The 24,845-nt window shown below is 34.4% G+C and carries 18 protein-coding genes and 1 tRNA gene; 14 read left to right on the top strand and 5 right to left on the bottom strand.

The window, feature by feature from the left end; translation table 11 throughout:
• Positions 1–19 precede the first annotated feature (19 nt).
• Together EKM05_RS05035 and EKM05_RS05030 are read right to left on the bottom strand one after the other, a co-directional pair.
• Positions 20–775 (bottom strand): hypothetical protein, encoded by a 756-nt coding sequence (locus tag EKM05_RS05035; protein ID WP_233590877.1) that lies wholly within the window; start codon positions 773–775, stop codon positions 20–22.
• A 28-nt stretch (positions 776–803) separates the two neighbouring features.
• Positions 804–1,241 carry a retropepsin-like aspartic protease gene (locus EKM05_RS05030; RefSeq protein ID WP_126457538.1) on the bottom strand — a complete coding sequence of 146 codons (438 nt, stop codon included), beginning with the start codon at positions 1,239–1,241 and terminating at the stop codon, positions 804–806.
• 155 nt (positions 1,242–1,396) lie between these two features.
• On the opposite strand from EKM05_RS05030, the gene EKM05_RS05025 reads away from it, so the two are divergent.
• From EKM05_RS05025 to EKM05_RS04995, 6 genes are all read left to right on the top strand, one after another.
• Positions 1,397–2,176 carry a TatD family hydrolase gene (locus EKM05_RS05025; RefSeq protein ID WP_126553907.1) on the top strand — a complete coding sequence of 260 codons (780 nt, stop codon included), beginning with the start codon at positions 1,397–1,399 and terminating at the stop codon, positions 2,174–2,176.
• A gap of 67 nt (positions 2,177–2,243) precedes the next feature.
• Positions 2,244–3,380, top strand: a complete 1,137-nt coding sequence (locus tag EKM05_RS05020; protein WP_126553905.1) for a 1-acyl-sn-glycerol-3-phosphate acyltransferase — start codon at positions 2,244–2,246, stop codon at positions 3,378–3,380.
• Positions 3,370–4,398, top strand: a complete 1,029-nt coding sequence (locus EKM05_RS05015; protein WP_126553903.1) for an asparaginase — start codon at positions 3,370–3,372, stop codon at positions 4,396–4,398. The genes EKM05_RS05020 and EKM05_RS05015 overlap by 11 nt, the downstream gene beginning before the upstream one ends.
• Positions 4,399–4,458: 60 nt before the next feature.
• Positions 4,459–4,546, top strand: a tRNA-Ser gene (locus EKM05_RS05010).
• A 617-nt stretch (positions 4,547–5,163) separates the two neighbouring features.
• Positions 5,164–6,642: a Fic family protein gene (locus EKM05_RS05005; RefSeq protein ID WP_126553901.1), complete on the top strand. Its 1,479-nt coding sequence runs from the start codon at positions 5,164–5,166 to the stop codon at positions 6,640–6,642.
• 1,039 nt (positions 6,643–7,681) lie between these two features.
• Entirely contained in the window at positions 7,682–8,383 is a 702-nt protein-coding gene (locus EKM05_RS04995; RefSeq protein ID WP_126454357.1) for a porin family protein, read from the top strand.
• Here EKM05_RS04995 and EKM05_RS04990 read toward each other — a convergent pair.
• A complete protein-coding gene (locus tag EKM05_RS04990) occupies positions 8,378–8,983 on the bottom strand; it encodes a hypothetical protein (protein ID WP_126457532.1) in 606 nt (201 codons plus the stop codon). The genes EKM05_RS04995 and EKM05_RS04990 overlap by 6 nt on opposite strands.
• 223 nt (positions 8,984–9,206) lie before the next feature.
• Here EKM05_RS04990 and EKM05_RS04985 point away from each other — a divergent pair, with 223 nt between their 5' ends.
• The 6 genes from EKM05_RS04985 (at position 9,207) to EKM05_RS04960 (ending at position 18,873) form a co-directional block, all read left to right on the top strand.
• On the top strand, positions 9,207–11,648 hold the full coding sequence (locus EKM05_RS04985; protein ID WP_126553899.1) for a bifunctional UDP-N-acetylmuramoyl-tripeptide:D-alanyl-D-alanine ligase/alanine racemase: 2,442 nt from the start codon (positions 9,207–9,209) through the stop codon (positions 11,646–11,648).
• A gap of 92 nt (positions 11,649–11,740) precedes the next feature.
• Positions 11,741–12,157, top strand: a complete 417-nt coding sequence (gene mscL, locus EKM05_RS04980; protein ID WP_126457530.1) for a large conductance mechanosensitive channel protein MscL — start codon at positions 11,741–11,743, stop codon at positions 12,155–12,157.
• 362 nt (positions 12,158–12,519) lie between these two features.
• A complete protein-coding gene (locus EKM05_RS04975; RefSeq protein ID WP_126457529.1) occupies positions 12,520–13,509 on the top strand; it encodes an aspartate-semialdehyde dehydrogenase in 990 nt (329 codons plus the stop codon).
• 100 nt (positions 13,510–13,609) lie between these two features.
• Positions 13,610–13,963: a hypothetical protein gene (locus EKM05_RS04970; RefSeq protein ID WP_126553897.1), complete on the top strand. Its 354-nt coding sequence runs from the start codon at positions 13,610–13,612 to the stop codon at positions 13,961–13,963.
• A 128-nt stretch (positions 13,964–14,091) separates the two neighbouring features.
• The gene (locus EKM05_RS04965) at positions 14,092–16,299 is read left to right on the top strand and encodes a TonB-dependent receptor (protein WP_126553895.1); all 2,208 of its coding nucleotides are present in this window, start codon (positions 14,092–14,094) and stop codon (positions 16,297–16,299) included.
• Between the two features lie 468 nt (positions 16,300–16,767).
• Positions 16,768–18,873, top strand: coding sequence for a prolyl oligopeptidase family protein (locus EKM05_RS04960; protein WP_233590881.1), 2,106 nt, complete (start codon positions 16,768–16,770; stop codon positions 18,871–18,873).
• Positions 18,874–19,098: 225 nt separating this feature from the next.
• Here the strand turns inward: EKM05_RS04960 and EKM05_RS04955 are convergent, their stop codons facing one another.
• Together EKM05_RS04955 and EKM05_RS04950 are read right to left on the bottom strand one after the other, a co-directional pair.
• Entirely contained in the window at positions 19,099–22,566 is a 3,468-nt protein-coding gene (locus tag EKM05_RS04955) for a DUF3427 domain-containing protein (protein WP_126553891.1), read from the bottom strand.
• A 1-nt stretch (position 22,567) separates the two neighbouring features.
• Entirely contained in the window at positions 22,568–22,960 is a 393-nt protein-coding gene (locus EKM05_RS04950) for a (deoxy)nucleoside triphosphate pyrophosphohydrolase (protein WP_126553889.1), read from the bottom strand.
• A gap of 521 nt (positions 22,961–23,481) precedes the next feature.
• Between EKM05_RS04950 and EKM05_RS04945 the strand changes: the two genes are divergently transcribed.
• Positions 23,482–23,799: an HPF/RaiA family ribosome-associated protein gene (locus tag EKM05_RS04945; protein ID WP_126454329.1), complete on the top strand. Its 318-nt coding sequence runs from the start codon at positions 23,482–23,484 to the stop codon at positions 23,797–23,799.
• A 189-nt stretch (positions 23,800–23,988) separates the two neighbouring features.
• On the top strand, positions 23,989–24,813 hold the full coding sequence (locus tag EKM05_RS04940) for a Bro-N domain-containing protein (RefSeq protein ID WP_126553887.1): 825 nt from the start codon (positions 23,989–23,991) through the stop codon (positions 24,811–24,813).
• Positions 24,814–24,845 lie beyond the last annotated feature (32 nt).

Here is a 24,845-nt window from a genome sequence, read left to right as displayed (position 1 = left end):
CTAAAACTAAACGGATTTTTTATTTTTTTATTAAAATTCCTTTGAATTCCACAACATCAAAAAGTGCGTAATTTTGGCTTTTCGGAATGTGGTCGCCTATAAATTGTAAATTTTCGACACTGCAATAGATGTTAAATTTGGTGTTTTTACCATAATTAAGTCGGACACTTGCCATAATTGCATCATTGATTTTCCAACTTACATTGTATCGCCCATTAGAAGTAAGGGATAATTGTAGTGTAAGATTATACCATTGTCTTCTTTTGATTTTCCTTTGAACAGATTGGAACGGATAGCCCTGTGAGATCATGTATACGATAAGATCGTCTGGTTCTGCTGCTAATTGATTTCGAATGGCTTGTGATCCATAGCCAATCTCAAAATCGAGTTCGTGTGTGTCATTATTATATAAAAAAGCTCCAATGCTAGCCATGTCACCAACGCCCATTTCGGGGATATAAACATTCCAGCTATAGGTTCCAGCGGCAAAACTTGAAATCGTTTTTACTTTTGATCTTTCCCACGTATTTGGATTTGTGAAAATACGTAAATTCCCATTTTCAATCCAGTAATTTGGATTGCCAACTTGAGTAGCATCTTCCCATTCCGTTAAATTATTGAAGTCCCAAATTTTTGAATAGCTGGTTTTTAAAATACTGAGATTGTTGGAATCTGAATTAGTTATTGTTTCATCTTCGTTAGTTAAGTCGGCGGGAGAACAAGAAAATAAAAGTAGTCCCATAAATACCAATAATTTTTTGAAAATATTTTTCATGTTTCTTTAAGGTTTTAAGGTCGTTTTTCTATTGTAAATATAAGCAATAATTAAAATAGTCCACGATTCCTTTTCCTTTCATTAAAACATCGGCTCCTATGATTCCATGAACGGGTTTTGATTTGTGTTGTGTTAAAGCTTCGTTTATATGAGATAAATCGAAAATTACGACGTCAAAAGCACTGTCTTTCCAAGTGCCTAGTTGCAATTGATTTTTTGTAGCTATTTGTGTCAACATTCCGGAAGCTCCAGCTCCTGAAGCTTTAGTTTTTGATTTTTTAGCTTCCAATAGAAACAAATCAACACATTCAAATCCGATACAACTACTTGAAGCACCTGTATCTAAAATGAAATTTCCTTTGATACCGTTGATTTTGGCTTTAATCAAAAGGTGTTGGGTTTTAGTAATCTTAAATTTTACTTTTTTGTAGTTTTCTTTTTTAAGGATTTTGTGGAGGTTTTTCATCTAGGCAGAATTTGTTTTCGGAATTATAGTGTCCCTTTTACAAAGATACAAGTTGTTGTATGCAGTTTTGGAATCTTTTTTCTGTCGCAATCTTTGTTAAACCATTTTTTTGACTAGTTTAATTCTTGTAATTTTGTATTCTTAAAAGACGACACTTGGAAACAAAAGTAATAATTACCGATACCCATACTCATTTATATTCTGAGGAATTCAATCAAGACCGAGATGAAATGATCCAACGCGCCATTGAAGCGGGGGTTTCGCGTTTTTTTATTCCGGCAATCGATTCGACGTGCACGGAATCCATGTATACTTTAGAAAAAAAGTATCCTGAAAACGTATTCTTGATGATGGGCTTGCATCCCACGTATGTGAAAGAGAATTATCTGAAAGAATTACAGCATGTGGAAAACGAACTGGCGAAAAGAAAATTCTACGCTGTTGGTGAAATTGGGATCGATTTGTATTGGGATAAAACCCATTTGCCTCAGCAACAAATTGCTTTCAAAAAGCAGATTCAATTGGCTAAAGAATATAAGTTACCTATTGTGATTCATTGTCGGGATGCATTTGATGAAATTTTCGAAATTCTGGAACAAGAAAAATCGGATGATTTATTTGGTATTTTTCATTGTTTTTCTGGAACGTATGAACAAGCTTTAAGGGCAATTTCGTATAATATGAAGCTTGGAATAGGCGGGGTTGTTACTTTCAAAAACGGAAAAATCGATCAATTTTTGAAACAGATCGATATAAAGCATCTTGTTTTAGAAACAGATTCCCCATATTTAGCCCCAATTCCTTTTCGTGGAAAAAGGAATGAAAGTAGTTATATAGTCAGCGTAGTCGATAAGTTAGCCCAGATTTATGGCCTTTCAACACATGAAATAGCAATGCGAACCACCGAGAATTCTAAAGCTATTTTTGGGATTTAAAGTAGAATTCACTTTATTTTGACTTTTTTTTTGTTCATTTGCCCACACAAATATAGAAAAATCAACAATGCAGAAATTTGACGCTATTCGGCCATTTTATGATTCCGAAATAAACGAAGCACTTCAAGATGTGATTAATCACCCAATGATGAAAGCATTGATGAACTTTACTTTTCCGGGTGCTGCTGACGAAGTTTGGAAAGAACAACTCAGGAAAACGCACTCCATTCGGGATTTTCAATGTAATTTTATATACCAATCGGTTCAAAGAATACTAGAAAAAAGTTCAGAAGGAATGACCACTTCCGGTTTTGAAAAGTTAAAGAAAAACACTTCTTATTTGTTTGTCTCAAATCATCGGGACATCCTTTTGGATACTACGTTATTAAACACAGCTTTATTTGAACATGGGTTAGTGATGACAGCCTCAGCGATTGGGGATAATTTAGTAAAAAAATCGTTTCTGAATACCTTGGCAAAACTGAACCGTAATTTTTTAGTACAACGGGGATTGACTCCAAGAGAAATGCTGCAGAGTTCAAAACTATTGTCGGAATATATAGGGAATTTATTGCTTCATGAAAACCGTTCTGTATGGATAGCACAGCGAGAAGGAAGAACGAAAGACGGCAAGGATGAGACCAATCCGGGTGTTTTGAAAATGGTGGGTATGGGTTCTGATGAAAAGAATTTAATGGATTATTTCAAGAAAATTAAAATTGTACCCGTATCTATTTCGTACGAGTATGATCCTACTGATGCTCTGAAAATGCCACAATTGATGGCTGAAGCCAATAATGAAGTGTATGTCAAGGAAAAGAATGAAGATTTCATGACGATTCTGAGTGGTGCTCTAGGGCAAAAGAAGAGAATACACATTCATGTTGGGAAAGTTTTAGATATTGAAATTGATGCCATTATTGCAGAAAACGAGAACTCAAATAAGCAAATAGTAGCTTTGGCACAAGTAATTGATAATGCCATATTGAGTAATTACAAATTATGGCCAACGAATTTTATTGCTTTTGATATTGTAAATAAGACCGATAGATATTCCCATTTGTATACTGAAAATGAAAAATCATTGTTCGAGCGCAGACTGGAAATGCGAATTGATCATGACAATCCAGTGGCTCTTGAAAGTTTTTTGGCCATGTATGCAAATCCAGTTGTGAACAAATTAAAATACCACGATGTTGTATAAAGCCAAAATACTTTTAATATATACCGGAGGAACTATTGGTATGCGAAAAGATTTTGAAACAGGAGCCCTTAAGGCATTCAATTTTAGTAAATTGTTACAGCGAATTCCAGAATTGAAACAATTGGATTGTGAGATCGAAACCGTTTCTTTTGAAAATCCTATAGATTCCTCGAACATGAATCCTGAAAAATGGGCAAAAATGGCTATAATTATTGCAGATAATTATACTTCATTTGATGGATTTGTTGTGCTTCATGGATCCGATACTATGTCGTATTCTGCTTCAGCGCTGAGTTTTATGCTTGAAAATTTGTCAAAACCAGTTATTTTTACCGGTTCACAATTACCCATAGGGGATTTGCGTACCGATGCTAAAGAAAACCTGATTACAGCCATTCAAATAGCTTCTCTGCAAAATAATAATCATCCGGTTATCAGTGAAGTGTGTCTTTATTTTGAATACAAATTATACCGAGGCAATAGAACTACAAAGATTAATGCAGAACATTTTAAAGCATTTACGTCTCCAAATTATCCGGAATTGGTGGAGTCTGGGGTGCATTTAAAGTTGAATCCTGAATTGTTTTTGCCTAAAAAAGGAACGGAGGAATTCAAAGTGCATAAAAATTTAGACAATAATGTTGCCATTATCAAGATGTTTCCTGGAATCAGTGAAGCAGTTTTATCCGCTATTTTAAATATTCCGAATCTTAAAGGTGTTGTTTTAGAAACCTACGGAGCTGGGAATGCACCTACAGAGGATTGGTTTTTAAACCTCTTGAAAAAAGCGATTGCCGGCGGGTTACATATTGTTAACGTTACCCAATGTTCTGGCGGGAGTGTCAGTATGGGGCAATACGAAACCAGTACCGGACTGAAAGAAATTGGTGTGATTTCCGGAAAAGACATCACCACCGAGGCGGGAATCACAAAATTGATGTATTTATTGAGCAAAAAAATAGCCCCAAAAGACTTCAAAACTATTTTTGAAACTTCTTTACGAGGAGAAATGACATAATATTTAGATTTTACTTTTCTAACTCGTTTTTTTTCGTGTTCTTTGCAGCCGTAATGAAATAGAGAGGTGGCCGAGTGGCTGAAGGCGCACGCTTGGAAAGCGTGTATATGGCAACATATCGAGGGTTCGAATCCCTTCCTCTCTGCCAGTAGAAATACAAAAAGAAGCAAACCCCACTAAATTCTAGGATTTAGTGGGGTTTTTTCATTTACGGTAAATCAAATTATTCATTAAATCTCAAAACTTAGGTGTCTTTTGAGGTGTCACTGAAATTATATTTTTTAAGTGACACCTATCTCAAAAGATACCAGTTCAACATTTGTTCAAATACCTTTTCACTATTTGAACATCTTGTTTGGAAGAATTACAAAGTTTAAATTTAATAATAACTAAAAGGTCACCAACCATGAACACAGCCGTATCCGTTCTCTTTTATATAAAGAGATCAAAAGTCAATAATGATGGCATCTGCCCTATTTATGTACGTGTCACCGTACAATATGGGAATTTATAAATTTACATAATACAGTAAGATTAACATATTTGCATCGTTTTATTGATGTTCTATTTCCAGCTAATACGCCACAAACTGATTTAGTTGTTGAAGAATTACAAACTTGGCTAACTGGTTTAGAAAAACTATAATTATTACTGGAAAAAAACACCCATTCCTACCCCAACATTCGTTTATAATGGAAAAAAAAGCCCGATAAATACTTTTTAGTGGAAAATAAAGTATAGTTTTGCTTCAATAAAGCACCACTAATGGAAAATTTTGTCCCAACACACCTTCAAGAAATTATTTATTCATCGAGCGATAAAAAAGTAAGAAAACAAATTGCTTTGCTTGAAAGTACAGGTAAAATTAAAAAAATTGCTCCTCGTATCTTTACTTCCAATTTTATTGATACGGACGAGGTTATTATCAAAAGAAATATTTTTTCTATTCTGGGCAATTTATATCCCGGTGCATTATTAAGCCACCGTTCCGCAATAGAATTCAAACCAACTGCAACAGGACAAATATTTGTTACCTATACCTACACCAAAAAAATAGAGTTGCCTGGAATAACCATTCGTTTTATGGAAGGTATTGGAGCAATTGAAGGTGACAATTCATTTTCGGGGGAGTTATTTGTTTCACAACAAGAAAGAGCATTTTTAGAAAACCTACAACCGTCCAGAAAATCGGGTCCAGAATCTAAAACTATTTCAATTGCTGAACTCGAAAACAAACTAGAGAAAATAGTACAAGTTAAAGGCGAAGAAGGACTAAATCAAATTAGAGATAGCGCAAAAGTAATCGCCGATAAATTAAGAATGCAAAGTGAGTTTGAGAAATTAAACAAACTAATTAGTGCCTTATTATCTACACAGCCTTCCAAAATATTATCGTCTCCACGAGCCATTGCACGAGCATTTGGAAATCCTTATGACCAATCAAGAATAGATTTGTTTGAGATATTATTTTTAGAGTTAAAGCAAAGAGAATTCAAAAATGCGATAGATAGAAATACAACTAATACAGCTTTTCAAAATTTCGCTTTTTTTGAAGCCTATTTTTCAAATTATATTGAAGGAACTCGATTTGAAGTGATTGAAGCAAAAAACATTATCGAAACCGATACCCCAATGTTCAATCGTGATGAAGATTCACACGACATATTAGGAACGTATAAATTGGTCAGTAATAAAATCGAAATGAATGTTACGCCAACTTCTCCGGAAGAGTTCATTAGCATTCTTCAATACAGACATCGATTACTTTTGGAAGCAAGAATATCAAAAATGCCAGGCGTATTTAAAGATAAAAACAATCGTGCTGGAGAAACATTTTTTGTCGATTTCGAATTAGTAAAAGGCACATTAATAAAAGGGTTTGATTTCTACAAAGTACTAACAGACCCATTTGCAAAAGCAGCTTACATTATGTTTATGGTAAGTGAAATACACCCATTTTTGGACGGTAACGGAAGAATTGCAAGAGTAATGATGAATGCCGAATTGGTCAAAGCTGAACAAACAAGAATAATAATTCCAACAGTATATCGTGATGATTATTTAGGAGCTTTACGAAGATTAACAAGGCAACAAGATCCATTAGCCTATATAAAAATGCTACAACGAGCACAAGATTTTAGTGCAACATTAAAAGCAGATACTATGGAAGATTTAGAATTGCAATTAAACTCAAGTAACGCTTTCAAAGAACACGACGAAGCCAAATTAAAGATTATCGTATAAAAAGACACGGGCAATCCTTTCGATTGATTATGAAACAAATTTTAGTCAATTAAACCACATAAAAAAGACATCACTATTCCATGTGTCACTTTGTGACATAAATGGCAGAAATACTCATCATAAATAGAAGTAAATTGCCGCTTCTGAACGAAAGGAATTATTTACTATTTTTATTGAGTGCCAGAACTTGAATCATAGAGGTTTCAAGTTAGGCAACGCCCAATCAAAGCCATAGATAGAGTATGAGAACCGAAAACAAGAGATTGTGTATCTACCCGAAAGACATACAACGCATAACAGGAAAAAGTTATCGTCAAAGTATTAGACTGCTTCAAAAAATCAGACAAGAGCTCAATAAGCTCCAAAATGAGTTTGTATCTATTGAGGAATTTTGCCAATACACCAGCCTAAAAATTGAACAATTTGAACCCTTGATAATTGGATAGAAATTAAATTTTAGGCAACTAAATTTTGAACTTTACCAGTTCAAAAAATATTGTCTAACCAGTTCAAATTATTATAATTAATCATTAATTCCAGCAAAAAAATCCTTATATTTGAATAATTGAAATTTAGAACAATTTGCTAACATATTGAGAGGTGTCAGTTGAGGTGTCACTTAAAATAAAAGCTTTGCAAAGCCTTATTTTAAGACACTTTATAAAAACAAACAACTCCTTCCTCTCTGCGATGAAATAATGCTTCCTAAAAGGGGAGCATTTTTTGTTTTAGGGCGTGGTCAATTTTTTAGTTTGTCAAGAGAGTAAACAAAAAAAGATCAGCAGGCAATACCAGTATTAATTTTTTGTGAGCCGTCCTTCCTTTAGGTCAACAAGGGTAGTTCAGTCCTTTCTGTCAAATAGAATTCCGTGGCTGCAAGAACTGTAGAGCGTTTTTATCTTTAAAGGTCTTAAAAAGGATTATTTGTGGTTGTTATTTATCACAAAACGATCAAAAGGGTATATTTGTATCGTTTTAATGAGAATTGGAAGCCAAGGGTGTTTGATAGAATCATTGAGCGATTTAAAACCAAAAAATTATGCGAATTTTTCTTAGTTGTTTTCTGCTGCTAATGGTTGCTACTGTTTTTTCTCAGGAAAATACACCATCACAAGATACTCTAATTATGAAAGTGGATTCCTTGTATCGTGAGGATCAGTTCTATTTTGGGATCACTTACAATATATTGACGGACGGCCCTTCGGGGTTGTCACAAAGCAAATTTTCGTCGGGTTTGTCAGGTGGTTTTTTGCGGGATATGCCTTTAAATAAAAAGAGAACCGTTGCAATAGCTTCCGGTATTGGATTTACATATAATAATTACAATCAAAACATAGCCATTTCTGCAACAGACGGTATGCCAGTTTATGCCCTGATTGATGCCAATAGGGATTATAATAAAAATAAGTTTTCCCTACTTTCAGTTGATGTTCCTGTTGAGTTTAGATGGCGAACCTCTACTTATGAAAGCCATAAATTTTGGCGCATTTATACAGGAATAAAGTTTAGTTATTTGCTCTACGACAAGTCCGTTTTTGATAGTGCTCAAGGCAAAGTGGTGGTTACAGGAAATAAAGATTTTAATAAATTACAATACGGGGCTTATGTCTCTGCAGGATACAATACAATTAATTTGTATGCCTATTATGGTTTAAATTCAATATTCAAATCGGCAAAAATAGAAGACAAGTCAATTACCATGAAAGCATTAAATATTGGCATAGTATTTTATATTTTATAGCCATAAAACCAATAGAAGCAATTGTGGAATAATTCCCAGAACAAAACCTAAAAGGAGTTCTTTAATGGTATGCGCTTTCATTTCCAGTCTAGAAGTCGCGACCACGCCATTCAACAGTAGTAGTAATGCAATAGTAAAAATATTTTGAATTTGAAGGTGCAGGCTTAATCCAATGATAAATACAGTCAAAGAGCTGAAAGCTATCATGTGCAGGCTTGCTTTTATCTGCAGAAATAATAGGATTAGAGCTAATAATGAACTCAAAAGTCCCCCCAATAAAAAAAAATGCAACTCTGGATAGGAATCAATAGTGATACTTTTTCGAACTAATAAGATGATCAAGAAACAATGAAGTATTAAGGGTATTTTACGCTGGGATATTTTAGAAACCATTATGGAATCTATATTTCCTGTAGCGCGTAAGAGAAAAAAGGCCAAAACAGGAATTAACACCGTCACAATCAACACCTGAAAAAAAATGAATATCTTTTCTTGACTCACAAAATCAGATCCATTAAAAAAAAGGTAGAACAATGTTGCCATTGCCGGAATGAATATTGGATGGAAAATATAAGAGAAAAGGGGAAGGGTTTTTTTCAATAGTTTTGATTTTGTATCAAACAAATATAGGTAATCTGTCAAAATTAGTAAAGCATATCAAAAGAGTTTCTTGTTTTTAATAAACGAAATTGCTCATAATTATCGTATATCTGTCGCTTCGTTTTGAAAAGAAGTGCTATTTTTGAGGAAGTTTTGCAAATAAACAGCCTGTTGAAAGTATCATTTTCAAAAAAGAAATTCACCTCAATCTTTTTTTTATTCCATGAGCAAAAAAATTCTAAATAGCATACAAAATATCCCCGCAAAGTTTATTGGAACCAGCAGTACGATGGCTATTGATTCTATTTCTATAGACAGTCGTTCTTTGCAAAATGGCCCGAAAACGCTGTTTTTTGCATTGGTTGGAGCCAATACGGATGCGCACCTTTATCTCAAAAATTTAATTGCAAGTGGCGTCCAGAATTTTGTAGTTACCCATATTCCTGAAGATTGTGAAGGGAAAGCTAATTTTTATGTAGTGACCAATACCTTGTTGGCTTTGCAACAATTTGCCGCAGCATATCGCAGTTTCTTTGATTTTCCTGTCATTGGGCTCACGGGAAGTAACGGTAAAACGATAGTCAAAGAATGGCTTAATTTTTTATTAAGTCCGGATTATAACGTTATCCGAAGTCCAAAGAGTTACAACTCTCAAATTGGTGTTCCGCTGTCTGTGATTGCGATAAATGAAAAACACAATTTAGGAATTTTTGAAGCCGGTATTTCTACGGTTTCAGAAATGGAAAAACTCGAAAAAATCATTAAACCTACGATTGGAATTCTCACGAATATAGGGACGGCACATGACGAAGGTTTTGCTGATATCAGTGACAAAATCAAAGAAAAATTGAAACTTTTCCAGGATGTCCAAGTCATTATTTATCATAAAAATCCAACAATTGATTTGTTGATCCGTCCCGATACCGCCGTTTTTTGCTGGAGTTATAACGATGCTAAGGCTTCGGTTCTGATTACTAAAAAGGGAGTTTTAGACAAGACCGTTTTGACGGTGCTACAAAACAACAACAAGTTTGACATAAAAATACCATTTCAGGATGAGGCGTCGATAGAAAATGCAATTTCCTGTTTGATGGTTTTGTTGTATTTTAAATACGATGACAGAACGATTCAAAACCGCATGGAGTTGTTGTATCCGGTAGAAATGCGATTGAAAGTCAAAAACGGAATCAACAATAGCAGTATTATTGATGACAGTTACAGTTCTGATTTTCAATCCTTAAAAATTGCGTTGGATTTTCTTGAAAGTCAAAAACAGTATAAAAAGAAAACAGTCATTCTATCTGATATTTTTCAAAGCGGTTTGCCTAACGATGTGTTGTACTCGAAGGTGGCTGAGCTAATTGTTTCCAACCGGATTACGCGGGTAATTGGTATTGGCGAAACCATTTCAGCATTTAAAAACAAGTTTGCTAACTGCAGTACTTTCCAAAACACAGCTGCATTTGTCGCTGATTTTGAAAACTTGGACTTTGGTAATGAAACCATTTTGATAAAAGGGGCGAGATCGTTCCAGTTTGAAGAAATTGTGTACTTATTAGAGGAGAAGACACATGAAACGGTCCTGGAAATCAATCTGAATGCTATTAGTTACAACCTGAATTTTTTTAAATCAAAGTTGCTACCAAAAGTAAAAATTATGGTTATGGTAAAAGCATTCGGGTACGGAAACGGCGGACTCGAAATTGCTAAATTACTGGAACATCATAAAGTAGATTATTTGGGTGTGGCTTTTGCCGATGAAGGAATTTCATTAAAAAACGGGGGCATTAATTTGCCTATTATGGTCCTTAATCCAGAGAATACTAGTTTTTCGGCTATTATTCAACATCAGTTGGAACCGGAAATTTACTGTTTAAAAGGTTTATATGCGTTCTTGAAAATAGCAAAACAAAAAAATTTAAAGCATTTTCCAATTCATATTAAATTCGATACCGGCATGCATCGATTGGGCTTTGAAGAAAATACCCTCGATGAACTGATAGCTGCGCTAAGAGGAAACAGTACCGTGCAAATAAAAAGTATTTTATCACACTTGGCTACGAGCGATGATCTTGAACACATGGATTTTGCTCATTCCCAAATTAATTTGTTCGAGAAAGTATCCTCTAAATTGATGTCTGAATTGCAAATAAAACCCTTGCGTCACATCCTGAACACCTCTGGGATAAGTAATTTTATGGATTCGCAATACGATATGGTTCGGCTGGGAATTGGTCTTTATGGAGTTTCAAATGATGCCCAAGAACAAAAGCAACTCGAAAATGTGGGGACACTAAAATCCGTGATCTCACAAATAAGAACGATTGCTGCTGGAGAAAGCGTAGGCTATGGCCGCCGATTTGTAGCCGAAAAACCAACAAAAATTGCTACAATTCCCATAGGATATGCTGATGGGATTTCCAGAGGCTGGGGAGATGGTTTGGGATTTGTTATGATAAAAAATACCAAAGCCTATATCGTTGGGAGTATTTGTATGGACATGCTGATGGTTGATGTCACGGGCATTGAATGCAAAGAAGGTGATTCAATACTTATTTTTGGCGAAAATCCAACGGTTTCTTTTATAGCCCAGAAATTAAATACAATTCCCTATGAAATTTTGACCAGTATTTCGCAACGGGTGAAACGCGTGTTTTATAGGTAGCGATTAAATTTAGAAGAAAGGACTGTTACTACTTTTAAAATTTTTATTAAATTCGTTTGTCAGAAGTAAATTTTAACCGAAAAAAATAAATTATGGGATTTTTTAGTGATTTCAAAGCCTCTTTGATGAAGGGAGACGTTTTAAGTTTAGCAACTGCGGTTGTTATTGCTGGAGCATTTGGCAAAATTGTAGGCTCAGCTGTTGATGATGTCATAATGCCAGTTGTTGGTTTGTTAACCGGAGGAATTGATTTTACCCAAAAATTCATCACCTTAGACGGAAATAGTTACGAAACCCTGGCTGCTGCAAAAGCTGCGGGTGCCGCCGTGATTACCTACGGTAATTTGGTCCAAGCCATTATCAACTTCATAATAATTGCATTCTTTATTTTTGTGGTTTTAAGAGCTGCTGAAAAGGCCAAGAAAAAGGAAGTTGTTGCCGTCGCTGCTCCAGCTGGACCAACACAGGAACAATTGCTGACTGAGATTAGAGATTTATTGAAAAAGTAATTTCGACTACAGTATAGCTAAACCGCTTTGGAATAGAGGCCTTTTTTCTTTATTCAAAAGGTTATATAAAACAAGATGATTTTCATCCTTAACATAATAAGGTGCCGGGAGAAATACTTTACAACTTAGTTTTCTTAATCTCTTAATGGTTTAAAATACTATTTATAGGTTTGCGATTAAAAAAGAGCAGATTTTTTAATGGGAAATTTGAGGTTGTCTTTTAATTTGTTGAAAATATAACATTTTGTTATTTTTTGTTAACCTCCTTGTTTTGATTTCAATATTACTTACTTTTGTACTTCAAATTTAATATTCACCCGAGCCTGAAAGGCGAACGGACGAAGTAATACTAAAAATATACTATGAGAATAGCAGTTGTAGGAGCTACCGGAATGGTTGGCGAAGTAATGTTGAAAGTTTTGGCAGAAAGAAATTTCCCTGTAACCGAGTTAATTCCCGTTGCTTCACAGCGCTCAGTGGGTAAAGAAATTGAATACAAGGGCAAAAAATATAAAGTGGTAGGCATGCAAACTGCAGTAGATATGAAAGCAGATATTGCTTTGTTTTCTGCAGGAGGCGACACTTCACTGGAGTGGGCTCCAAAATTTGCAGCAGCAGGAACAACCGTTATCGATAATTCATCGGCTTGGCGAATGGATCCGACTAAAAAATTAATCGTTCCGGAAATCAATGCAACAGAATTGACCGCCGCAGATAAAATCATTGCAAATCCAAATTGCTCTACCATTCAAATGGTATTGGTTCTGGCTCCGTTGCACAGAAAATACAACATCAAACGGGTCATTGTTTCTACCTACCAATCCATCACTGGAACAGGCGTAAAAGCAGTGCAACAATTGGAAAATGAATACGCAGGCGTTCAGGGTGAGATGGCCTACAAATATCCAATTCACAGAAATGCGATTCCACAATGTGATTCTTTTGAAGAAAATGGGTACACGAAAGAAGAGATGAAATTGGTACGTGAAACCAAAAAAATATTAAGCGATAATACAATTGCTGTTACAGCGACTGCGGTACGGGTGCCAATTGTAGGCGGACACAGTGAAGCGGTAAACGTAGAATTTACGAACGATTTTGATGTAAACGAAGTACGAAACATTTTGCATCATACCGATGGCGTAGTCGTACAGGACAATAATGACACCTACACGTACCCAATGCCAATGTATGCGCAAGGAAAAGATGACGTTTTTGTAGGTAGAATTCGTCGTGACGAAAGCCAAGAAAATACTTTAAATATGTGGATTGTTGCGGACAACTTGAGAAAAGGAGCAGCGACAAATACCATCCAGATTGCTGAATATTTGATCGCAGCTAAATTGGTATAAATCGATTTTTATTTTTAAAATGAAACCATTTGTTTCGCAAAAATATATTTTGTGAGATAAATGGTTTTCTTTTTTCTTGTTTTTGTTACCTTTGGCTCGAATGAAAAAGAATAAACTCATAGTAAGTCTTTCTCTGGTTGTTACGGTCTTGTTCTCAATACTGTTTCAGTCACTGCACACCTATGAGCATTTGGCTAAACAGCTTTCCGAAAAGCAGTGCCACCATAAATACAATGTTACCGGTACAGAGATAACACACCAACACCAGAAAGTTGACCATTGTTATGTTTGTGAATTTGCTTTTGGCAGTTACATTACGCCAAAAGATTTCTCCTATCAATTGTACTCCAGTATTGAAGAAATCCCTTATTTTTTTACTGCAGCGGAAACAGTTATTTCGTTTTCCGGCAGTTTGTATTCCCTCCGAGGTCCACCCGTAAATAGTTTAAGCTGAATTTATTTCAGCTTCTGTTGAATTCATTTCAGCAAGTTTTACACGTTTTATCTACTAAATAATTCCGGTCTCGGCTCTCTCTCCTTTGGAGAGGGCTGGGGAGAGGAAAAACTATACAATCATTTTCAATGAAAAAATTTATCATAGCCCTGTTTTTAGGGTTTTCGGCGATGCTTCAAGCACAAAATACGCTATCGGGAACCGTAACCGATTTAAAAAACCAACCCATAAAAGGCGTTTCAGTATACGCATCAGAATTGCATAAAGGAACTACTACAGATGAGAACGGAAAATATACATTTTCTAATCTGCCAAATAGAAACTTAAAAATAAGCTTTACACTCATAGGATTTGCAACCCAAAACAAAACCATAAGCAGTCTTCAAAAAGAAAATATATTAGATATTATACTTGTGGAAGCAATTTTCGAGATGGATGAAGTAATCGTTTCAACCGCTTTCAATAAAATACAATCGCAAAACGTGATGAAAGTGGAGCACGAAAGCATCAAAAATTTACAACGAAAAGGAACTGCCACTTTAATTGAAGGATTGGCGACTATTCCCGGAGTTTCTCAGGTTTCTACCGGTACGTCTATTGGGAAACCGGTAATTCGTGGTTTGAGTGGCAATCGTGTTTTGGTATATTCACAAGGTGTTCGAATAGAAAACCAGCAGTTTGGTGACGAACACGGTTTGGGATTGAACGATTCTGGAATAGGAAGTGTTGAGGTGATTAAAGGACCGGCTTCTTTGTTGTACGGTTCTGATGCCTTGGGTGGTGTTTTGTATTTTAATCCCGAAAAATTTGCTGACGCGAATACTTTTAAAACAAACTTCAGTCAAAAATATTTCTCGAATACTGCTGGAAGCAGTTCTTCTTTAGGTTTAAAGACATCCACCGATAACTGGAAATTCATGGCTCGTGGAAGTTACAACACGCATGCTGATTATAAAATTTCAGGTGGCGATAGAGTAACGAATACCCGTTACAATGAAACCGATTTTAAAACAGGAATTGGTTATAGTAATGCCAAGTTTTCAAGTGTACTGCGTTACAATTACAATGAATTAGATTTGGGAATTCCGGAAAATGGTATTGCGGACCAAACGACTAGCAAGAAAACTGGATTTCCAAAACAAGGAATTTTTAATCATTTGTTGAGTTTAAACAATGTTTTCTTTTTCGAAAAATCAAAGTTGGATGTCGACTTAGGGTATATTGCCAATGATCGAAGCGAGTTTGAAGACAGCAATGTGGCGGTTTTACACATGAAACTAAAGACATTCAATTACAATGCAAAATACCATTTACCAAAAATGGGAAAAATAGAGACCATTGTTGGAATTCAGGGAATGCACCAAACCAATATAAATTCAGGGGAAGAATATTTAATTCCGGATGCGGTTACCAATGATTTTGGTATTTTTGGGACGGCTAATTATGAGTGGAATACGAATGTGTTGCAAGCCGGTTTGCGTTTCGATAATAGAAATATCATTACGGATGCACAAGGAATTACAGGCGAACAAGGTTCTTTTGAAGCCATTAATAAATCGTACGACAGTTTTAATGCATCGTTGGGTTACAAAACCGATCTGGTCGATGATTTGACGTTGCGTTTGAATGTAGCTTCAGGATTTAGAGCGCCAAACCTTGCCGAATTAACTTCTAATGGAGTTCATGAAGGGACGAATCGTTATGAAGTAGGAAATAGCGATTTAAAAACTGAGCAAAATGTGCAAACGGATTTAAATTTAGAATACAAAACGGATCATTTTGAGTTTTTTGTAAACGGATTTTACAATCACATCAACAATTATATCTACACTTCGCCAACAGGAGAAATGATTGCAGAGAATGCTATTTTTGATTATATTCAGAATAACGCCAAATTGTATGGAGGCGAAATCGGACTGCATTTTCATCCGCATCCATTGGATTGGTTGCATTTTGAAACGAGTTATGAAACGGTAACCGGCGAAAAACAAAACGGAGATTATTTGCCGTTAATCCCGGCTAACAATTGGAACAACACCATTAGAACCGAATTCAAAATCAAAAACTGGTTAGAAGATGGTTTTGCAACCTTAAATGTTTCCAGTACGTTCAATCAAAAAAATGTAAGCGGTTTTGAAACAGAATCAAATGGATATAACTTAGTGAATTTAGGTTTTGGCGGAACTGTAAAACTGGGTAAAACCGCTTTTGATGTCAACATCAACGGGAATAATTTATTTGATAAAAGATACATCGCACATCTTTCCCGTCTTAAAACAGATGGGATTCCAAACATAGGAAGAAACATCATTTTGGGTGTGAATTTTAATTTGTAAGCTCGACCCATTACATTTAATTAATTTTTTTCACCACATAAGGAACATAGATTTTTTTAGTTTTTAAAAGAAAATATAGCCATTTCACTTTCAGTAGCCAAGCTATGTGAAGAATAGAACTATTTTCTATGCTTTCTTTAACTGTTAGTCAGAAATCTAAGTAATAACCATGGTATAATGTCGTATTTTAAAATCAGGATAAAATCTGATTTAAAGCTGTTTTACTTAAAGTTAATTCTTTTGACTTTACGACTTTTAAACTTTCGACTTACTTATGTTTCTATGTGGTTGATTTTTTTTAACTTAATTAGTATTTTTAAACTTCAAAGAAATATTTTATAAAATCACCTTTCTCCAAACACTATTTTTTAGTTTTATTAAAGACTTTCACACCGTTACAAGACTAACTATTTTTCCTATTTTTGTAACAACCTAAAACAGAATCTAATGAAAAACACTTTTTTAATAATGGCTGTAACTTCTGCAATGGCGACTTTCGGCCAAAACCCAAATCCAAAACCGCTAACCTATCCCACTACAAGTAAAGGGGAAACCGTGGATGTGTATTTCGACACCAAACTTCCGGATCCATACCGCTGGCTCGAAGATGATAAATCAGCGGAAACCGGTGCCTGGGTAAAAGCCCAAAACGAAGTGACCTACGGGTATTTGGCACAAATTCCGTTTCGCGATGTCTTGAAAGCAAGAATGGAAAAACTGTGGAATTACGAAAAAATAGGAGCGCCTTTCAAAGAAGGAAATTTCACGTATTACTATAAAAATAACGGCTTACAAAACCAATCAGTGTTGTACAGAAAAGACACCAAAGGAACTGAAACCGTATTTTTGGATCCCAATACGTTTTCTAAAGACGGAACAACTTCGTTGGGCGGATTAGATTTCTCTAAAGACGGTTCTAAAGTAGCCTATTCTATTTCAGAGGGCGGAAGCGACTGGAGAAAAGTTATTATCATGGATGCCATTACCCAAAAAATAATCGAAGACACTATAGTCGATGTAAAATTTAGCGGTGTGTCTTGGAGAGGAAATGAAGGTTTTTACTATTCCAGTTATGACAAACCAAAAGGAAGCGAATTGTCTGCAAAAACTGACCAGCATAAACTGTATTTCCATAAATTAGGGACTGCACAAAAACAGGATCAAGTGATTTTTGGTGCCGACCAAAAACGACGTTATGTAGGTGGTGGAGTTACGGAAGATGACCATTATCTGGTAATCACAGCGTCTAATTCTACCTACGGAAACGAATTGTACATTAAAGATTTGACAAAGTCAAACAGTCCTATTGTGACTATAGTGGATAATTTCAAGAGCGACAACAACATTATTGAAAACGAAGGCGGAAAACTATTCATAGAAACCGACTTAAATGCGCCCAACAAACGCATTGTTACCGTAGACGTAAAAAACCCGAAACCGGAAAACTGGAAAGATTTTATTGCTGAGACGGAGAATGTGTTGTCTCCTTCAACAGGTGGCGGGTATTTCTTTGCTAATTATATGAAAGATGCCGTTTCGGTGGTGAAACAATATGACTATTCCGGAAAACTAGTTCGTGAAATTAAATTGCCGGGCGTAGGAACTGCAGGTGGTTTTGGCGGAAAGAAAAAAGAAAAAACGGTGTATTATTCCTTCACGAATTATATTACTCCGGGTTCTACTTTTTCATTCGAGCCAGCAACCGGAACTTCTGCGGTGTATGAAAAACCAAAAGTAGATTTCAACAGTGAGCAATACGAGTCCAAACAAGTGTTTTACACTTCCAAAGACGGAACCAAAATCCCAATGATTATCACCCACAAAAAAGGATTGAAACTTGACGGAACAAATCCAACAATGCTTTACGGTTACGGAGGATTTAACGTGAGTTTGACACCAAGTTTCAGTATTGCCAATGCCGTTTGGATGGAAAACGGAGGCGTTTATGCCGTACCCAATTTACGTGGTGGTGGCGAGTACGGGAAAAAATGGCATGATGCGGGAACCAAAATGCAAAAGCAAAACGTATTTGATGATTTCATCGCAGCGGCTGAATATCTGATTGCTCAAAAATATACATCTTCACAATATCTTGCCATTCGTGGTGGGTCAAACGGAGGATTACTAGTGGGAGCTACCATGACGCAACGTCCGGACTTGATGCGAGTTGCATTGCCGGCAGTGGGCGTGATGGACATGTTGCGCTACCACACCTTTACTGCAGGAGCAGGTTGGGCGTATGATTACGGAACGGCGCAGGACAGTAAGGAAATGTTCAGCTACATCAAAGGCTATTCTCCAGTACACAACATACAAAAAGGGATTCAATATCCAGCAACCATGGTCACTACAGGGGATCACGATGATAGAGTAGTGCCAGCACACAGTTTCAAGTTTGCTGCCGAATTACAAGAAAAACAAACCGGAACAAACCCCACACTAATCCGTATTGACATCAATGCAGGACACGGTGCCGGAAAATCCGTAGCAGCAACCATCCAGGAAAATGTAGATCTTCAGGCCTTTACCTTGTACAATATGGGCGTAACCGAATTGCAAAAATCATCTAAATAAGATTTATCTTTAGGAGCTATTTCCTGCTATTCGTTACAATCTTTATATCCGCCGAAAAGGCGGAAATAAAGGATTTTCACTGCTATCAGGGCTAGGGCATTCGATTCGCCAAACGATTGTCATTACGAGGAGTTGCGAGGCACGCGGAAAAGCAATCACATCACAAATTATAAGAAGTTCAAAAAACGCTACTCGAAAGAGTAGCGTTTTTTTGTGACAATTTTGTTAATTTAAGACCTCTACAAAAAGTCCTATTACTTTTAAATCAATCAAATCATCATCGTCTACTAATACGATGCTTTTGAAAGTAGGGTTATATGATTGTGGTTTTAATATTATAGAATTATGTGACCAGATTTCTTCCGTTATACTTTTTTTACTTTCGTATGATTTCACTGTGAAACCTCTTCCGAAATCGGAATCTTGAATGTTACTTTGATGAACTAAGACAATTTTTCCATTTCTAGAGCCACCTGTGTCTTTTTTAAATAGGCACCAAGAATTGCTTGGGATTATTTTACTCATTGACTCTCCAATTACTTTGCAAACAAAATAATCTGAATTATATTTAAAAGGTTTGCTTAATTCAATCCATTCAGTTTTCTCATTAATTTGCAAGTCACTAAAATTACCGGCAGCTGCTTTAATATCGTATAATGGAATGCAATTTACATATTGATTAATTTCATCGGAAGGTAAGACTCTAAAAGGTGATAAACGGATTTCAACAACAGGTATTGGTTCAATGATTTCTTGTGAATTTAATTCGATATCTTTACCATTTGTCAAATATTCGTAGATTGAATCTTCAACAGGATGATTCATTGTAAAGTTAATTTTAACTACAGATACTAGTTTTCCGTTATCATCAGGAATAGTAGTTTGGACAAATCCGTTTTCTTTAGGTTTCATATCTCCCATAAAATAGAATTCTGTCCCTTCATCATTGTTTTTTTTAATAAATAAAGGTAAACGCAACTCGCTTTTGTGATTTAATATTGATTTAACATCAGGACTATTTAAAGTGCGTTTTGATTTAGACATCCATTCAAATTCTGAATTACTTATAAAACGATCTTCGTATTTAGTAGTGCTAGAAATACTTTCTTCCTTGTGATAATTTACAAAAATAGGGCAATTTGTTTTGTCTGAATTAATCAAATATCCACCAACATTTTGTGCTAAAGGATTACTTTCCCAATTTAATATTCTAAAAACATCCTTCCTTGAATATTTCCTATATAAGACAAAGCCATCAATGAATTTATTCTTCTTAAATAATTTATTAAATGTTTTAATCGAGTAGTCAATATTGTCTTCTAAGAATTGAAAAAAGATTGAATTATTTAAATTTTTTGAGAACGATTCATTAATAATAATTTTATCACCTACTTTTTCTAATATACTAAACCCATAAATTTTATTGACTGTAACAAGTTTCTTGTCTTTGTTTTCAGTTATAAATTTAAAATTTAAATTATTTAAAGAAGAATCAATAGTTTCATCAGAGATTAAATATCCATATTCCTTTTTAATTTGGGATTTAAAATTTTCAATGTCTATTTTTTTTGAATGAATTAAGTGCTTTAAAATTAGACTCTCTTCTATGCGTTTCGAATTATTGATTTCATTTGAAAAAAGCTCAAGAAGTTTCTTTTCCCTGATGTCAATATGCAATTCTAAATTATCTTCTAATTCTATCACGAAATTTAAATATGACTTTGAATATCTTACATAAAGGAACGGATCTCTAGAACCATGTTCTAAGAAGTCGATCATCATAGGAATACGTCCCAACTGAAACTTCAAAAGAGTATAGTCCTTTACCAAGTCTCTTTTCAATGTCATGTTAGCAGAATTTATAGATTCAAATATTCTTTCTTTTGAAATTTGATCGAAATTGATTGTAGATGTTCCAGGGATTAAATCACTGCCACTTGAGATGAGTTTTCTTATCGAATCTTTATTATAAGTTGTATCTCCATACAATGCAATAGGAATCAAAAAATTATTTTTATAATTCCCAATAAAATCTATTACTGTTAAATATCCTTTATTGTCAATCTTTCTTAGCCCACGTCCAAGTTGTTGTATAAAGACTATAGCAGATTGAGTAGGTCTAATCATTATTATTTGATTTACACTTGGAATATCAATACCTTCATTGAAAATATCAACAGTGAATATATAATCCAATTGATTTTCTTTCTCATTTGATTCAAGATTTTTTATTGATTGAGCTCTTTGTTCTTCGGAACTATCACCTGAAAGTGCAATAGTTTTATAGCCTCGTTGATTAAAACCAATTGATAAAGCTAGACATTCATTATTCGAGGAACAAAAAATTAATCCACGGACTTTGTCATTATCACAACCATAAATATTAGCTTTTTCAATTATTCGGTCTATTCGTTCTTCAGAAACGAGAAAATTGAAATTAAAATCTTCATCTAATATTTTGCCATCAACCGTTATATCTGTAACTCCATAATAATGAAATGGACTAAGCATTTTTTCTTCTAATGCTCTGTGTAAACGTATTTCATAGGCTATGTTGTAATCAAAAAGCTTAAAAACATCAAGTCCATCGGTTCTTTCGGGTGTTGCCGTCATTCCTAATAAAAACTTAGGATTGAAATAATTTAATATTTTTTGATAGGATTCAGCACTTGCTCTATGTGTTTCATCAATTACGATATATTCAAAATGATTTGGATTAAATTGTTTTAAATGTGAATCTCTAGAAATTGTTTGGATGGTTGAAAATATAAAATCGGCATCTAATTCTTTATGATTTCCGGAGTATATTCCCATAGATTTTGAATTGCCAAAAATTGTTTCGTAACCTTTTTTGGCGGCTTTAGCAATGTTTAATCTGTGTACAATGAAGAGGAATTTTTTAGGATTAACTTTTTTTACATCAAATGCAGATAAATAGGTCTTTCCTGTGCCTGTTGCTGATATTAAAAGAGCTTTAGTTTTTCCTTGAATTCGTAATTGTTCAATGTTGGCTAGTGCTTCTTCCTGCATTAAATTTGGAGTTATTTCTTTTATATTAGAAATAAATAATTTCTTTTTAAGTGATTTAGTATAGTCAATTTGTTTTTTGTACAATATTTCATAATTATCAATGAATGCAATATCTACAGATAATGCTTTTTCATATTCAGTAGTAAATTCCTTAATAGCATTGAAAATAATATGACTAATCGGTGTTGCTGTTATTTTTAAATTCCATTCTATATTAGTGCAAAGTGCTGAAGCGGTTAAATTACTACTGCCAATTATTAAATTGTAAATATCCTTTTTCTTAAACAAATAACCTTTTGAATGGAATGCATTATCAACAGCAATTTTTAGTTCAATATTTTTAAATTGTAAAATTTTTTTTAGAGCTTCAGGTTGAGTGAAATTTAAGTACTGAGAAACTAATATTTTTCCTTTAATTCCTTTTTTTTCAAGGGTAATTAATGTTTCTATTAAGGTAGCAACTCCACTAGTAGTGATAAATGCAACCGAAAACCAAAATTCTTCGCAATTATTTAATTCGTTAATAATTGTAGATAGAATTTTTTTTCCTTCAGTTTTATCATTTACCAATAATTGTGGTAAGTATTCCTTGTAAGAAGATACGTTTTGATTAATAAAACCAGTTTGTAAGCTTTGAGTTAATTTAATGTTTATTGGACTCATCTTAGTAACTCATTAATTTTTTCATAATTGGAATATCAGCGGCAGCCCAATCTAAATATTCTAATTCATCTTTTTTTAACCACTTATAATCAATATGCTCTGTTAAAGTTAGTTTTGGATTATCACATTTGCAGATAAAACTATGCATTATTAAAATAAAGTCGGGATATTCATGTGTAACGGTTAAGAATTCTTCTTGAATTTCAATTTCAATTTCTAACTCTTCTAATACTTCTCTTTTTATTGTTTCTTTTCTGGTTTCACCCAATTCGATTTTCCCCCCGGGGAATTCGTATTTTTTTGAAATGTAATCCAGTTTATTTTCACCTCGCTGAACACATAAAATTTTATTTTCATATATAATTATAGCGGCTACAACTTCAATATTTTTCATTTATTCTTATTTTTTGGATAAGTTTTATCTAGTTTTTCCTTATTGTTTATCTATTATTTAAACTAGTTTGAAAATTAGTTCTTTTTTTAATATTTGATTGCATTAACTAGAGAAATCTGATTTTTAATATTCGCTGACCTTAATAAGGTTTGTGACAAGATAATTTTTATATCTATAAAAGAGTTGTCCAGATCAAAAATCAATAATTGCCAAATGGCTAGCATCTACCTAAATAATGCTAACGTGGAAATCTTTTCATCGTCCACACATTGAAAGAAAAAGGGCTTTCTACAAACAACATTCCTACTAAAATCTCTAATCTTGGGTAATGCTTTTGATTGTTTTGCAATTGATTGAGTCATGTCATAACAACGTTCCAAAAACATACGAGCAGTTAGCAATCCATTCTCATCCTCAACTCCACAATTTCTCTCTCTTATTTTCACAATGTTTTATTAATTGGTTCGTTTTTTCATACTGCAATGGGTAAATTTGAAAGACAACATTAAATTAATAAAAACATGACAGTACAAATCAACACAGACAACAATGTAGAAGGACACGCACGTTTGAAAGCGTATATTACCGAGGAATTGGGAACGGCTTTGGTGCGTTTTGAAGATAAAGTAACCCGTTTAGAAGTACACCTTGGTGACGAGAACAGTGATAATAAAAGCGGTGTCAACGACAAACGATGCTTGATTGAAGCCCGACCTATAAATATGCAGCCTGTAGCGGTTACCAATCATGCCGATACTACCGAAAAAGCATTTCATGGTGCCTTAGACAAAATTAAAAAAGTGTTGGAAACAACTTTCGAAAAAAAGAAAACTCATTAAATAGTTGCCATTTGGCAAACAAAAAAAGGACACTGTCTCTATAGGATAGTGTCCTTTTTTTTGGTTGAGATTCTTTAGAATTTGGATAGTGGTTTTAATAATTTTAGCAGTAAATTAGTACTTTCAATTTAATACCGAAAGGCATTTAAGAATAGCGATTCGAGAAAATGAAATTTATAGAATAAATTAATGGAAAACATAAAATTATTTGAAAGCCAAAAAATCCGTTCCTCATGGGATAACGAACAAGAGAAATGGTTTTTTTCGATTGTAGATATTATACAAGTTTTGACGGATAGTCCAAGACCAAGGAAATATTGGAGTGCGCTGAAAACAAAACTAAAAAATGAAGGAAGTGAACTGTCCCATAATATGGGACAGTTGAAAATGATGGCTGATGATGGTAAAATGAGACAAACGGATGTGGCAGATACGGAGCAACTATTCCGTTTGATCCAATCCATTCCTTCGCCTAAAGCAGAGCCTTTTAAACAATGGTTAGCCAAAATAGGCTATGAAAGAATAGAAGAAAGTCAAGATCCTGAAAAGGCTATTGATCGTGCTATGGAAAATTATTTGAAATTAGGATACTCCACAGCATGGATTAATCAGCGGCTGAAAAGCATCGAAGTTAGAAAAGAACTCACCGATGAATGGGAAAATAGAGGTGTTAAAAAAGGACAGCAATTTGCTTCACTTACCGATATAATTACCCAAGCTTGGAGTGGGAACACGGTAAAACAATACAAGAATTTAAAAGGCTTAAAAAAAGAAAATCTAAGAGATAATATGACCAATTTAGAATTGGTATTAAATATGTTGGCGGAAGCAACCACAACAGAAATTAGCAAAGAAAACAATCCTAAAACATTTGCAGATAATAAAGAAATAGCCCGAAAAGGTGGTGAAATTGCTGGAAATACCCGAAAGCAAATAGAAGCACAAACGGGCAAAAAAATTGTTAGCTCACAAAATGCTAAAGTTTTAAAAGAAGATAAGAATAAATTAAAATAATAGTATAAACAATAAACAGGATGAACAACTAG

The sequence above is a fragment of the Flavobacterium sp. GSP27 genome (assembly GCF_003970395.1).
Lineage (GTDB): Bacteria > Bacteroidota > Bacteroidia > Flavobacteriales > Flavobacteriaceae > Flavobacterium.
This window is presented reverse-complemented; position numbering and strand designations above follow the sequence as displayed.

What these genes read in the sequence shown, in the direction of transcription:
- EKM05_RS04940 (WP_126553887.1), top strand. Translation starts at nt 23,989, where the DNA reads ATGGAAAACATAAAATTATTTGAAAGCCAAAAAATCCGTTCCTCATGG.
- EKM05_RS04955 (WP_126553891.1), bottom strand. Translation starts at nt 22,566, where the DNA reads ATGAGTCCAATAAACATTAAATTAACTCAAAGCTTACAAACTGGTTTT.
- EKM05_RS05015 (WP_126553903.1), top strand. Translation starts at nt 3,370, where the DNA reads ATGTTGTATAAAGCCAAAATACTTTTAATATATACCGGAGGAACTATT.
- EKM05_RS05005 (WP_126553901.1), top strand. Translation starts at nt 5,164, where the DNA reads ATGGAAAATTTTGTCCCAACACACCTTCAAGAAATTATTTATTCATCG.
- EKM05_RS04970 (WP_126553897.1), top strand. Translation starts at nt 13,610, where the DNA reads ATGAAAAAGAATAAACTCATAGTAAGTCTTTCTCTGGTTGTTACGGTC.
- EKM05_RS04945 (WP_126454329.1), top strand. Translation starts at nt 23,482, where the DNA reads ATGACAGTACAAATCAACACAGACAACAATGTAGAAGGACACGCACGT.
- EKM05_RS04975 (WP_126457529.1), top strand. Translation starts at nt 12,520, where the DNA reads ATGAGAATAGCAGTTGTAGGAGCTACCGGAATGGTTGGCGAAGTAATG.
- EKM05_RS04960 (WP_233590881.1), top strand. Translation starts at nt 16,768, where the DNA reads ATGGCTGTAACTTCTGCAATGGCGACTTTCGGCCAAAACCCAAATCCA.
- EKM05_RS05020 (WP_126553905.1), top strand. Translation starts at nt 2,244, where the DNA reads ATGCAGAAATTTGACGCTATTCGGCCATTTTATGATTCCGAAATAAAC.
- EKM05_RS04965 (WP_126553895.1), top strand. Translation starts at nt 14,092, where the DNA reads ATGAAAAAATTTATCATAGCCCTGTTTTTAGGGTTTTCGGCGATGCTT.
- EKM05_RS05035 (WP_233590877.1), bottom strand. Translation starts at nt 775, where the DNA reads ATGAAAAATATTTTCAAAAAATTATTGGTATTTATGGGACTACTTTTA.
- EKM05_RS04985 (WP_126553899.1), top strand. Translation starts at nt 9,207, where the DNA reads ATGAGCAAAAAAATTCTAAATAGCATACAAAATATCCCCGCAAAGTTT.
- EKM05_RS04995 (WP_126454357.1), top strand. Translation starts at nt 7,682, where the DNA reads ATGCGAATTTTTCTTAGTTGTTTTCTGCTGCTAATGGTTGCTACTGTT.
- EKM05_RS05030 (WP_126457538.1), bottom strand. Translation starts at nt 1,241, where the DNA reads ATGAAAAACCTCCACAAAATCCTTAAAAAAGAAAACTACAAAAAAGTA.
- mscL (WP_126457530.1), top strand. Translation starts at nt 11,741, where the DNA reads ATGGGATTTTTTAGTGATTTCAAAGCCTCTTTGATGAAGGGAGACGTT.
- EKM05_RS04950 (WP_126553889.1), bottom strand. Translation starts at nt 22,960, where the DNA reads ATGAAAAATATTGAAGTTGTAGCCGCTATAATTATATATGAAAATAAA.